The sequence below is a fragment of the Aquimarina aquimarini genome (genome assembly GCF_900299535.1).
Classification (GTDB): Bacteria; Bacteroidota; Bacteroidia; order Flavobacteriales; family Flavobacteriaceae; genus Aquimarina; species Aquimarina aquimarini.
The window spans coordinates 1-13,869 of record NZ_OMKE01000037.1; the positions used below are offsets into that span (position 1 = coordinate 1).

Here is a 13,869-nt window from a genome sequence, read left to right on the forward strand (position 1 = left end):
GGTAGATACAAAGGATATCCGTATAGAAGTTATACCAATGGTAGCTATTCATATGGATACAGCGATCATTTTGCTGTATATATCTATCTTATCAAAGAAAAAAGGTAGCTATTTCTAGCTACCTTTTCTTATTATTCTTTTTTATAATTATTCACCCTCCTATCTGGGCACAAGCTGCATTAAACTGATCTTCAAAAGTAGCTCCATCAGGAATATCCTGTGCGGCTCCTCCTTCTACACTAAAAGTTCCATCCCCATTATCACAAACATCAATACTTACTGGACCATTAGAACATGTTCTACAGTTTGAATTACTATCATCATCACTACCACATGCCAAAAATCCCATCACTAAAAATGAAACTAGTATATATTTTATTTTTTTCATGATTCTTGTTTTTATCTTAAAAATTGTTTTACCACAACCGATTACCTAATCACAAGCAGAGAGTTCTACATATCGATCAAAAGTAACCCCTGTGTCCCTAAGGGTGATTTGTCCTTCAATTTTTTCTTGTATAAAAGCATTTCCGTTTTCTCCTCTACAAATGATAAGATCAATTTCTTCATTTGTACAAACCAAACAGGTTCTACCTCCAAATTTACAGTCTCCTAATATCTCTAATTGTTCTTCAAAAAGTTTTGTTGATTCTTCATCTGCAGCACACCCATTATTCAAAACATTTTCTATTGCAGCTTTATAATCATTACAAACATCTGTAGAACCAATATTTTCACTCAATGCAATTGCTGCATCAGTAAGGGTTACGTTTGCTTCAGCACAATCAATACTTTTATCATCATCACTACCGCATGCTACAAATCCTAGGGCAAGGATACAAGCAACAACATACATAAGTTTTTTCATTCTGATTCTCTATTTTATAGGTTAAGTGATCTCAAAAATAAGAAAATTAAACTGGATGGGGTAATATCTCTATGATAGCAGACAAATTTATGATCTAATAGATGTTATAAAAACACTTGTTTTTATGAGTGTTGTATTGCCTTACTTGATATCTTCTATGTCAATAGGTTTACCTATATAGGCCAAAAAGCTTTCTTCTTCTACCTGCTCTATTTCTTCACTATATGATGATATGATTTTAATATTTTTATTGGTATCTTTTATAAATAAGGGAATAATATTTTTATCTTCTTTGGTAAGATTAATCAGTGTTTTATACTGTTTATTATCCTTGATTTTTATTTCTTGAATTCCTGGAAATTTTTCTGCCAATTCAATCAGCTTATAATAATCATCTGTATGAGAGAATAACCCTTCTTGAGGGTTGTTTTGAGGGTCTTCCATTTCTTCGGGAGTGATTAGTCTATAAGATCCATGTTCTCCAAATTGAGTTTTAAACTTATCTATCGCATATTTATTTATATCGCTATTTCCTGTAAGTGCCATTATATAACCTACATCATTTAGTTCTATATTATCTTTGAGTTGGTCATTATAAATATTTCCTTCGATAGCATCTAATCCTAGTGCTTTTGCTTTATTGATGTTATTTCTATTACTATCTACCAATATCACATGGCGATTATTATTCTTTATATATGCAGCAATTAGTCTAGAAATTTTGGAAGCTCCGATAATTAAAATTCCGTCTGATTTTTTTAGGAAAACCCCAACCAATTTAGCAAAAATCCTTGCCGTAGTAGCATTAAGCAAAACTGTACCTAATACAATCATAAACACTAGGGGAGTTATATATTCTGCTCCTGGAACTCCTTCTTTATGTAATTTTAATCCAAACAATGACGCAATCCCAGCAGCGACAATACCTCTGGGTCCTACCCAACTGATGAATAATTTCTCGTTTGTTTTGAGACCAGAATTCATTGCACTAAGAAAAACTCCTATTGGCCTTACTATAAAAACAACAATAGCAAATAACAGAACTGCTTGCCAATTAAATATTAATAATAGATCTTCTATATTGATATTTGCTGCCAAAAGAATAAATAATATGGATATCAAAAGGACACTTAGAGATTCTTTGAAATATAAAATCTCATCTATATGAGGAAGATTAATATTTCCTAATACCATCCCCATAATAACCACTGAGAGTAATCCTGATTCATGAGCAAATGCATCTGATAATACAAAAACCCCCAATACCAAAGCAAGAGTTACGACATTGAGTAAGTAATGAGGAATAATTTTTTTTGAAAGTGAAAAAGCTAATGCATGGGCAAAAGTAAAACCAAAAGTAAAACCTACCAATACTATTTTACCAAACTCTATCAAGGCGGTAAGAGTAAATTCTTCGCTCCCTCCTACTCTGATAAATTCAAATACCAAAACGGCAACCAAAGCACCGATAGGATCAATAAGTATACCTTCCCATTTTAAAACTGCAGAAACATCTTTCTTGAGAGGAATATTCCTTAAAATTGGTGTTATCACTGTAGGTCCTGTCACAATAATCAATGATGAAAATAAAAATGAAATAGGCCAACTCAGGTCAAAAATAAAATGAGCGGCTAATCCCGCACCAAAAAAAGTTACGACAACAGCCAATGTAATTAATTTTATAATTACTGGACCTACATTAAGGATTTCATTTCTACGCAAGGTCAGTCCCCCTTCAAACAAAATGATACTTATTGCCAAAGAAACAAAATAAAACAAGCTTTCTCCTGGAAATAGCCCTTCTTTACCATTCCAGATAGGTTGTATTAATTTGGTTCCATCGCTCGTAAATAGTGTAGCCAAAGGCCCTACTAAAAGTCCTATCAAAATTAATGGTAAAATTGCTGGTATCTTAAATTTCCAAGCTACCCATTGCGCCAAAATGCCTAATATGATAATTCCTGCAAGTTCTAACATTCTCTATTTTTAAGTTAAATTATTATGTGAGAAAGATCGTAATTTTCTAAAAATATAATAGAAATATGTTCAGTATTATATTTTTAAAGATTAAGTTTATATATTCTGCCACTTAAATTTATTACAAAATAAAATTTTGAGCGAAGTAAATATTCATAAATTTAATACAATTCTAATTGGTGTTGCTTTTTCTCCTAACCTGAAAAACAACATTTTTGAAGCCATGAGAATGGTTGATTTTTTTGATTCTAAGCTGGTCATCGTTCATGTTGGAACCAAAACAAAAGAAAAAGAAAATTGTATCAAAGAACTTATTTCTGGATTTTCTGATGATGAAGAAAAAGTGGTTGTTATCTGGAAACAAGGTAATCCTGTCTCTGTAATTATAGAAACTGCAAAAGAAAGAAATGCCGATCTTATTATGCTTGGAGCAACCCCAAGAGAAGGTTTTCTTAAATTCTATATTGGATCAATAGCACGCAAAATTACTAGAAATGCCCATTGTTCTGTTTTATTACTCATAAAACCATCAGAAGATTTGCGGCCTTGTAATCACATTGTGGTAAACGGTCTCAAAGACGAAAAAACACAACAAACCATCCTTGATTCATTTGAGGTGGCTCAAAATCTTGGAGTGCAAAAACTCACAATTGTAGAAGAAATTTCTCAACAAGAAGTTAAAGTTGTGGTAGAAGATGATCAATCTTTGCTCAAAGATACAATGATAAAAGAACAACTGGCCCAAAAAGAAGACTTAAGAGTACAACATATTCTTGAAGATGTACCTGATGATCTTAAAACAGGAATTGCAATCAATTCACAATCAATTTTTGGAAAAAGAGGGTACTCTATTGGTCATTATGCAAAAATAGTTGCGGCAGACTTACTTATTATGAATGCTCCTAAGCCAACTACATTTTTTGATCGCATCTTTCTTCATGATCTAGAGCATATCTTATCAGAATTACCAACAGATGTTTTAATTATGAGATAAATGGAAAAAACAAACAATATTACATCTGGGTTTATAGCTCAACTACCCAAAAATATTTTTTCGGGTTTTGTAGTCTCATTGATTGCTCTGCCACTGGGGCTAGGTCTTGCATTGGCATCAGAGGCTCCGCCAATATCAGGAGTAATTGCTTCTGTAGTTGGAGGTATCATCGTTAGCATTTTTGGTGGGTCTAATGTTACTATTACAGGTCCAGGAAACGGATTGGTCGTTGTATTACTTGGAGCCATAACCACACTTGCCAATGGTGATCTCTATCAAGGGTATATCTTTACTCTGGCAGCTATCATATGTTCTGGTGCACTAATGATTATTATAGGGCAATTAAAGCTTGGTATACTCAGTGACTTTTTTCCTTCCTCGGCAATACAAGGAATGCTCGCCGCCATAGGGATAAGTATTTTTGCTAAACAGTTTCATGTAATGCTTGCCAATACAAATATTAAGGGAGATACTATCTCTTTATTAACAGATATACCTAGTAGTGTCTTGCTTTTGTTTGAACCTGAGAATAAAACTATTGCAATTGCTGCAATTGTAGGTGTTTTGAGTTTTTTGATCATGCTTTTCTATGGTAAAATCAGAAATAAATATTTTCAATTAGTTCCAGCTCCTATGTGGATTGTGCTTATTGCGATTGGTTTTAGTTATTATTATGAGGTGTTCTCTCGTGATCCTTATCCAATAGATACAGAACTACTGGTGCAGATTCCTAATGACATCTTTTCAAAATTTCCTTCTCCAGATTTCTCATTACTTCTTGATCTTAAATTTATAAGTGTAGTAATAGCCATCACATTAATTTCAAGTATAGAATCTTTATTGAGTATTAAAGCTGTAGATAAATTAGACCCTTTAAAAAGAAGGTCTAATATCAACAAAGACCTTACAGCACTTGGTATCGCATCCATTGTGAGTGGTTTCTTAGGGGGCCTTAATGTAGTTACTGTAATTGCACGTAGCTCTGTAAATGTAAACAATAGTGGTTCTAATAGGTCTTCCAATTTTTTTCACTCCTTTTTTTTGATACTGTTTGTAGTGTTGTTTCAAGATCAACTCAGAAGAATTCCGCTCACAGCACTAGCTGCAATATTGGTATATACTGGATATAAATTAGCTGCTCCAAGAAATCTAAAAGATATTGCCAAAATTGGTAAAGAACAGGTTTTTATATTTTTTGCCACAATCATTGCCACAATAACAACTAATTTGATCACAGGTATTCTTATTGGTATTCTGGCAACCATTATTATACATTTTATATTAAACAAAAGTGTTATTCTCTTTGCTAGAAACCTGTTTAAACCCAACGTTCTTATGTTTAAAGAGGGTATTAATGGTACTTACTTTGTAAGTGTAAAGAATTTTTCTAGTTTTCTGAATTACTCACGATTAAAAAGAAAATTAGATACGATTCCTGAAAATCAGGACACAGTCATAGATTTTTCTCTTTGTGATTTTGTAGACTATACGGTACAAGACAGCTTGTTGGGATATCAGGAAACTTTTAAAAGAAAAGGAGGTTCTTTTGAAATTACTGGGCTAGATATTCATGGTACCTCATCAGAACATCCTCTCGCAGTAAGAAGTCTCATTTCTTTTTCTAAAAAAGCAAAGATCAAAAATGGTACATCAAATCTTACCAAAAGACAACAAGATTTACAGGATATCGCAAATGATTTCTCATGGAGTTATGACCCACAAAAAACCAATGATGTTATAGGGGTAAGTGACTTTGTGTTTTTTAAAACTAAAAAAATTAATTACTTAAATAACTCTATATACGACCCTCAATCAGTTTTTAACGTTTTTGATATTGAATTTTCTGAAGGAGAGTTTATTGCCAGAACCTCAGTAAGAGCGACAATACTAATCATACGACTGAAAAAAGAAATTCCAAAATTCACTCTTGATAAAGAAGGTTTATTAGAGTTTCTTTATAAGTTTTCGGGTTTTAGAGATATTGATATACATGGGCATCCTGATTTTTCGAAACGATTTTTTCTTCTTGGAGAAAATCCTGAAAAAATTCAATCGTTTTTTACAGATGAATTGGTGCTTTTTTTAGAAAGTAATCCTTACTATCACATAGAATGTAAAAGTGATTCATTATTGATAATGTCTAAAACACGTTTAGCGAGTAGTAAAGAGATAAAATCCCTTATAAATTACAGCACTCATCTAGAAAAAGTAATATCTGGCACACAATATGATGAAATAGTGTTAAAAAGTCCAAAAATTAAATCCTGATCCTTGCCATTTTTTATATTTTGCAAGAATTTTTTAGTTGTTTATAAAAAAGTCGTAAAAAAAGTATAAAAAAATGTCTTTAGATCATTTTCTAAAACAAGAATACGGTTCAAATAATAATTGACAATTTTATCCTAGAATTAAAAAACTAACACATATAAGCAAATGAATTTATATCCCATAAAAGCGGGAAATTTTAAACTTGATGGAGGTGCTATGTTTGGAGTCGTTCCTAAAGTTTTATGGAACAAAACCAATCCTGCAGATAAAAACAATCTTATCGACATTGCAGCTAGATGTTTATTGATCGAAGACGGTGACCGGTTGATTCTTATAGACTCTGGGATGGGAAACAAACAATCAGAGAAATTCTTTGGCTATTATTCTCTTTGGGGTAACGATAGTATTGACAACTCTTTAAAAGAAAAAGGATTTCATAGAGATGATATTACCGATGTCTTTATTACACATCTTCACTTTGATCATTGTGGTGGGGTAGTACAATGGAATAGTGCTAGAACTGGCTATGAATTAGCATTCAAAAATGCACGAATCTGGAGTAATGAAGATCACTGGCAGTGGGCAGTTGCTCCCAATGCAAGAGAAAAAGCTTCTTTTCTGAGTGAAAATATTATGCCCATTCAAGAAAGTGGGCAATTAAATTTTGTTTCTAAAACCACAAATACTCCATTTCAAAAAAAATCTGAACTAGGTTTTGATATATTGTTTGTAAACGGACATACAGAAAAACAAATGATTCCACACATACAGTATAATGGAAAAACAATAGTTTTTATGGCAGATTTACTGCCAACAGCTGGTCATATTCCTCTACCTTATGTAATGGGATATGATACTAGACCCCTATTAACATTAAATGAAAAAAAATTGTTTCTGGATGAAGCTGCCACAAATGGGTGGTATTTATTTCTGGAACACGATGCCCATAATGAAATAATAACAGTACAACATACTCCAAAAGGAGTACGTCTTAAAGAAGTCTATACTTGTCATGAAATATTTAATTAAAATAAAAGATCAAATGATTCCCAAGTCCAATACAATAATTACTGCCATTGCCTCATCTATGCTTATTGTAGGTTGTGGTGCTCCTTCTATAGTTTCTACTCCTATAGAAAATATAGATTCAATTCCTTTAAAAAATATTGATCTCACTGATACACAATTAAAAAATTGGGGATTACTTGATCTGGTTTCTGATACTATTCCAGGAATGAGTGTTAATAAAACATATAACGAGCTAATCAAGGATAAAAAAGGTCAAACAGTTATCGTTGGTGTTATTGATAGTGGTGTAGATGTAGAGCATGAAGACCTTGATGATGTGATATGGATTAATCCTAAAGAAATCAAAGGGAATGGTAAAGATGATGACAATAATGGATATGTTGATGATATATATGGGTGGAATTTCTTGGGAGATGCAGAAGATGAAAACCTTGAATATGTAAGAATTATTAAAAAATTAAAGCCAAAATATGATGGTAAAAATCTTGCATCAATAGCAGAAGCTAATAAAAGTGAATATCAAAATTATATTGAAGCAAAAGCTGAGTTTGAAAAAAAATATCAAGAAAATGCTGCCAATAAAATGCAGTATGAGCAAATTTTTCAGCAATCAAAAGCTTCTCATAAAGCAATTGTAGATGCATTAGGAAAAGAAAATTATTCTCGTGAAGAGCTTTTAAAAGTAGAAGCAAAAACTCCAGAAATGCAACAGCATATTGCTTTTCTATCACAGATGTTTGGATTTATGGATCCAGGTGATACAATACCAGATTTTCTTAAGAATATAAAAGAAGGAGTAGATCATTTTACAGATCAATTAAATTATAATTTGAATCTCGAATTTGATGGTAGAGCTGTTGTAGGAGATAATGTAGATGATATTACTGATACCAAGTATGGAAATAATAACGTAATGGGACCAGATCCTAAAAAAGAAGGTATAAAACATGGAACTCATGTTGCTGGAATTATTGCTGCTGAGAGAAATAATGGAAAGGGAATGGATGGTGTTGCTCAAAATGTAAAAATAATGGCCATTAGAGCTGTTCCTAATGGAGATGAGTATGACAAAGACATTGCTCTGGCTATACGATATGCTGTAGATAATGGTGCCAAAGTAATTAATACCAGTTTTGGTAAATATTATAGTACCCATCCTGAATGGGTAGGAGAAGCTATAAAATATGCTGCCTCAAAAGATGTATTGATTGTAAATGCTGCGGGTAATGAAGGAGAAGATCTTGATAAAAAATCTGTATATCCAAATGATCAAATTGATAACAACACAGAAATAGCAAATAACTTTATTACCATTGGTGCTTTAAATTATGCATATGGGTCTAATCTGGTAGCAGATTTTTCTAATTATGGAAAAAATAATGTAGATGCTTTTGCTCCTGGTGTAAAAATATGGTCTACTACTCCTAATAATTCATATGAGTATTTACAAGGAACCTCAATGGCTGCACCAGCGGTTGCAGGGGTAGCTGCATTAATTAGGTCATATTATCCTGCTTTAAAAGCTTCACAGGTAAAACAAATACTTATGGATAGTGGTTTAAATACAAAATCATCTGTTGTGATTGGAGGAGAAAAAACCAATGTAGGAAGCTTTTCAGAATTATCAAAATCTAGTAAAATGGTTAATCTCTATAATGCTTTCATTATGGCAGATAAATTATCAAAATAATAAAATGTATTATGTTTAAAAAGATTGTTTTTATTTCTATAGTTGGAATCTTTTATGCTTCTGCTCAAAATAATACTTCGTATTGGCAACAACATGTTGATTATACAATGGATGTGAGCATGAATGTTGAAAACTTTCAATATCAAGGTACACAAGAGTTAATTTATTCTAATAATTCACCCGATACATTATATCAGGTGTTTTATCACCTATATTTTAATGCATTTCAGCCAGGAAGTGAAATGGATATTCGTTCTATTAATCTTCCAGATCCAGATCCTCGAGTAGGAAATAGAGTAAGTAAACTTACTCCAGAAGAGATAGGATACCTAAAAGTTAATTCACTATCACAAAACGGAAAACCTATACAGTATAAAACTGAGGGAACTGTTTTGGAGGTCTCATTAGATAAACCTATTGCTCCAGGAGAAAAAGTAACTTTTTCTATGGGGTTTGATGGTCAAGTTCCTATACAAATACGTCGTTCTGGACGAAATAGTAAAGAAGGTATTGCATTATCAATGACGCAATGGTACCCAAAAATGGCAGAATATGATTTTGAAGGATGGCATGCTGATCCATATATCGCTAGAGAATTTCATGGGGTTTGGGGTAATTTTGATGTTACAATAACTATTGATAAAGACTATATTCTAGGAGGAACAGGCTATCTACAAAATCCACAGGAAATAGGATATGGATATGAAAAACCAGGAACAAAAGTAAAAAGAAAGGGAAACACGCTCTCTTGGCATTTTAAAGCACCCAATGTACATGACTTTGCATGGGCCGCTGATCCTGAATATCTACACGATGTAGTGCAAGTACCTAATGGGCCTACACTTCATTTTTTATATAAAAATAAAAAAGAAATCATTGATGGATGGAAAGATTTACAGCCAAAGACTGTAGAATTAATGAACTATTTTAGTGAGAAAATAGGAAAATACCCCTATAAACAATATTCTGTATTACAAGGAGGTGATGGAGGTATGGAATATGCTATGTGTACTTTGATTACAGGAGAAAGAAGTTTTGGTAGTTTGGTAGGAGTTACTGCTCATGAAATGGCACACTCATGGTTTCAACATATTCTAGCAACCAATGAGGCCAAACACGAATGGATGGATGAAGGCTTTACTAGCTATATTTCTACTCTGGCTATGAATCATGTAATGAAACAAAATAACCCTAATTCATTAAGAGGAATGTATGATGGGTATTATCAACTAGCTACTTCAGGGATAGAACAACCACAAACTACTCAGGCAGATCGATATTCACATAATGCTGCATATGGTGCCTCTGCTTATACCAAAGGATCCGTTTTTCTGTCGCAATTAGGCTACATAATAGGAGAAGATAATCTTGCTAAAACTATTAAACGATACTTTGATGAATGGAAATTTAAACACCCTACTCCTAATGATTTTAAAAGGGTAGCAGAAAAAGTATCTGGAATACAACTAGACTGGTATCTTGTCGATTGGACACAGACCACAAATACAATAGATTATGCTATCAAAGAAGTGTCAGAAGACAAGAACGCTACCAAAATCACATTAGAGCGTGTAGGGTCTATGCCTATGCCAATAGATCTATATGTTGAATATAAGGATAGTACTATAGAATCCTTTTATATTCCATTAAGAATTATGAGAGGTGAAAAAGCCAATCCAATACCATCAATGAAAAGAACCGTACTCTCTGATTGGCCTTGGACAAACCCTGGTTATTCATTAAATCTTTCAAGACCAAAATCTGAAATAAAATCAATTCAAATTGATATTACAAATACTATGGCAGATGTAAATCCTGCTAATAATGGTTTTACAGAATAAATCGAAGAAACTTTATCTGTATAGTAAAATTAAAAAACCGGTTTTTTAAGACCGGTTTTTTTTGCTCTTATAACAAATCTAATTATTACATTTAATGCCTATGAAGGCTACTTTTAATAAAAAAGAAAAGGTAAAAAGTAAAAAAGAAATAGATTTCCTTTTTTCTGAAGGAAAATCTATTTCCAAATATCCTATTCGATTGGTATATAAAAAATCAACCTTTGAGGATACTATTAAAATTAAAGCCGCAGTATCAGTGAGTAAACGTAATTTTAAAAAAGCTGTAGACCGCAATTTTATAAAACGTTTAATGCGTGAAGGTTATAGAAAAAATAAGTATCTTGTACCCAACACTACTCATCAATTCACTTTTATGTTTTTATATTCTGGTAAAAAAATGCCGGAATATGCACAGGTTGAACCCAAAATAAAAGAGATATTACAAAAATTTGTTGAACAAGAAATAGAATTAAAATAACGTTTATATACGTTCATTTAATTTTCAATAATTAAAGAAATTATCGATGAAAAAAAGAATTATTTACCCGGCAATTGCATGTGTTATTTTACTGTCTACGGTAAGTTTTAAGTCTGATTTTTTTGAAATCGCCAAACAAATAGAAATTTTTACCACCATGTTTAAAGAATTAAACATGAATTATGTAGATGAGACGAATCCTGCAGAATTAATGGATACAGCTATCAAAGCCATGTTAGACGATCTGGATCCTTATACAAAATATTGGAACGAACAAGATGTAGAGGCTTCCAAAATTCGTAATGCAGGAGAATATACTGGTATTGGAGCTTCTGTAAAGACTATAAAAGACAAAATTATAATCATAGAACCTTATAAAGGATATCCTGCTGATAAAGCGGGACTTAAAGCCGGAGACGAGATAATTCAAATAGGAGATGTAAAGGTTTCAGACTTTAAAGATGATGCTGGAGAACTTCTTAAAGGGGCTAGTGGAACAAAAATTAATATTACATATAAGAGACAAGGTGCAAACAAAAGTACCGTGCTTACTAGAGAAGAAATAGATGTTGATGCTGTACCATTCTATACGCTACTTGATGATAATACAGGGTATATTGTACTATCAAAATTTAACAATAAAGCTTCTAGTGAGACTATAGATGCATTAAAAGATTTAAAGGCAAAAGGTGCTGATAAAGTAATTCTAGACCTAAGAGGAAATCCTGGTGGTTTATTGAGTGAAGCTATAAATGTAACCAACATCTTTGTACCAAAAGGAGAGCTTATAACCACTACAAAATCTGTTGTAAAAAAATATAATAAAGAATATTTTACAAAAAGAGAACCTATTGATACCCAGATTCCGTTAGTAGTATTGGTAAATGGAAGAAGTGCTTCTGCAAGTGAAATTGTATCTGGTAGTATACAAGACCTTGATAGAGGTGTGGTTATTGGAGCGAGAAGTTTTGGTAAAGGGTTGGTACAAAGACCCAAAAAACTTACATATGGTACTCAGCTAAAAATTACAATATCTAGATACTACACTCCTAGTGGTAGATGTATACAAGCACTTGATTATTGGAATAGAGATAAAAATAACAAAGCAGTGCGTATTAATGAACAGGATTTTAAAGCATATAAAACCAAAAACGGAAGAACAGTATATGATGGAGGAGGGATACAGCCTGATATTGAACTAGAAACCTCAAAATTTAGTGATATTACCACAGCTTTACTAAGGTCTGATGCTATTTTTGAATATGGAACAAAATATTACTATTCACATCAACTAAAAAAATCCAGTGATTTTAAATTTACTGATGCAGATTATGAAGAATTCAAAAAATTTGTAAAACAAAGTGATTTTAATTTTGAAACCGCCACCGAAAAATCCTTCAAAAAATCATTAGAGGTAGCAAAAAGGGAGAATTTTGATAAAGATATAGCAACCGCCTATACAAAACTTATAGCCTCAATAAACGCTTCTAAACAAGCTGCGTTGGATACTTACAAAACAGAAATTGTCAATTTACTTACTGATGAAATTATTAAACGATACTTCTACAGAGAAGGGTTGTATAATTATTATGTAAAACACAATCCAGAAGTAGCTAAAAGCCAAGAAATATTAGCTAACAAAAATAAATATGAAGAAATTTTAAAATAATCATATAACTCTTTGATTAGATACCTACTTCATGGCTTGCCATGTTCATAACCTTTTAAAATAAGATGCCCAGAATAATTATTCTGGGCATCTTATTTTAAATCTATTTTTGAATATCTAAATCATACCTCTGCTCTATCACGGGCTTATCAAAGGATGTAGACTCAACTTCTTTTGTTAATTTAAACCCATGATAAAGATATAATGATGACGCAGTTTCAAGCTCTTTTGTTGTCCATAAATAAGATGAATCATAATTACAGGAATAAAGAAAATCCATGTATAATTGCATTAATTTTTTTCCTAAACCTATACCTCTATATCTTTTTTCTAAATAGAAATAACGTAATTGAGCACTATTATTTTCTCTTGCCTGAAGTAAAAGAAAACCTATAATTTGATTATTATGTTCACAAATCCAAACTCTTTCTTTATTAGAATTGTAAGACTTATAAAAATCATACATACCGTTTGCTACATAAGTTTCAAATGAAATACCATATTGAAACTCTTCTGCATATAACCTACCGTGTCTATGAATTACAAAGCCTAAATCTCCAGGTTTAAGAATGGTTCGAATATTAATATCTGCTAGCGTTATACCTGTATTTTGCGATAATGCTTTTATTGATTGCATATTATGAATAAGTTTATTTGATTCATTTTCAGATAGATGTGAATAAACTGTTTCTAGTTGATCTTCTGAACTTTGATTTAACTTTAAAAACTCTTTTTCACCAAACTTGGTTAATTTTAAAGTAAAAACACGTTTATCTGTTAATGAGACAGTTCTTATAATTAATTTTTGAGATTCAAAACGCTTTAAAATCCGACTACAATATCCTTTATCTATATCCAAAAGTTGAATAATATCAGAAGCTGTAAATCCAGGGTTTTGGTATATTTCAAACATAATCCTAACCTCTGGTAATGAGTATTTACTGTTTAAAATATGTGTATCTAGAAGACCTATTATTTTTGTATAAAACCTGTTGAATTTTCTTATTTCATTGATATACTTTTTGTTCATGATATACTATTATATATTAGTTGAC

Annotated in this window: 12 protein-coding genes; 8 read left to right on the plus strand and 4 right to left on the minus strand. The window is 31.9% G+C overall.

Annotation, left to right across the window (positions count from 1 at the left end):
- Positions 1-108: endonuclease/exonuclease/phosphatase family protein (locus DG508_RS21335; protein WP_464115337.1), on the plus strand; the 108-nt coding region annotated here is incomplete at its 5' end.
- A gap of 43 nt (positions 109-151) precedes the next feature.
- Here the strand turns inward: DG508_RS21335 and DG508_RS15440 are convergent.
- The 3 genes from DG508_RS15440 to DG508_RS15450 form a co-directional block, all read right to left on the minus strand.
- On the minus strand, positions 152-388 hold the full coding sequence (locus DG508_RS15440; protein ID WP_108869015.1) for a hypothetical protein: 237 nt from the start codon (positions 386-388) through the stop codon (positions 152-154).
- A gap of 45 nt (positions 389-433) precedes the next feature.
- Entirely contained in the window at positions 434-868 is a 435-nt protein-coding gene (locus tag DG508_RS15445; protein ID WP_108869016.1) for a peptidylprolyl isomerase PrsA family protein, read from the minus strand.
- Between the two features lie 141 nt (positions 869-1,009).
- Complete coding sequence (locus DG508_RS15450; RefSeq protein WP_108869017.1) at positions 1,010-2,845, minus strand: cation:proton antiporter; 1,836 nt, start codon at positions 2,843-2,845, stop codon at positions 1,010-1,012.
- Positions 2,846-2,981: 136 nt separating this feature from the next.
- Between DG508_RS15450 and DG508_RS15455 the strand changes: the two genes are divergently transcribed.
- The 7 genes from DG508_RS15455 (at position 2,982) to DG508_RS15485 (ending at position 12,814) form a co-directional block, all read left to right on the plus strand.
- Positions 2,982-3,839: a universal stress protein gene (locus DG508_RS15455; RefSeq protein WP_234418246.1), complete on the plus strand. Its 858-nt coding sequence runs from the start codon at positions 2,982-2,984 to the stop codon at positions 3,837-3,839.
- Positions 3,840-6,107, plus strand: a complete 2,268-nt coding sequence (locus DG508_RS15460) for a SulP family inorganic anion transporter (RefSeq protein WP_108869018.1) — start codon at positions 3,840-3,842, stop codon at positions 6,105-6,107. It begins immediately after the preceding gene.
- Between the two features lie 165 nt (positions 6,108-6,272).
- Complete coding sequence (locus DG508_RS15465) at positions 6,273-7,136, plus strand: MBL fold metallo-hydrolase (RefSeq protein WP_108869019.1); 864 nt, start codon at positions 6,273-6,275, stop codon at positions 7,134-7,136.
- Complete coding sequence (locus DG508_RS15470; protein ID WP_108869020.1) at positions 7,120-8,826, plus strand: S8 family peptidase; 1,707 nt, start codon at positions 7,120-7,122, stop codon at positions 8,824-8,826. Before DG508_RS15465 ends, DG508_RS15470 begins: the two co-directional genes overlap by 17 nt.
- Before the next feature lie 11 nt (positions 8,827-8,837).
- Positions 8,838-10,667: a M1 family metallopeptidase gene (locus tag DG508_RS15475; protein WP_108869021.1), complete on the plus strand. Its 1,830-nt coding sequence runs from the start codon at positions 8,838-8,840 to the stop codon at positions 10,665-10,667.
- A gap of 100 nt (positions 10,668-10,767) precedes the next feature.
- Positions 10,768-11,145 (plus strand): ribonuclease P protein component, encoded by a 378-nt coding sequence (rnpA, locus tag DG508_RS15480; protein WP_103866672.1) that lies wholly within the window; start codon positions 10,768-10,770, stop codon positions 11,143-11,145.
- Positions 11,146-11,191: 46 nt separating this feature from the next.
- Positions 11,192-12,814, plus strand: a complete 1,623-nt coding sequence (locus DG508_RS15485) for a S41 family peptidase (protein ID WP_108869022.1) — start codon at positions 11,192-11,194, stop codon at positions 12,812-12,814.
- A gap of 103 nt (positions 12,815-12,917) precedes the next feature.
- Here the strand turns inward: DG508_RS15485 and DG508_RS15490 are convergent, their stop codons facing one another.
- Positions 12,918-13,844, minus strand: a complete 927-nt coding sequence (locus tag DG508_RS15490; protein ID WP_108869023.1) for a bifunctional helix-turn-helix transcriptional regulator/GNAT family N-acetyltransferase — start codon at positions 13,842-13,844, stop codon at positions 12,918-12,920.
- Positions 13,845-13,869: the final 25 nt, after the last annotated feature.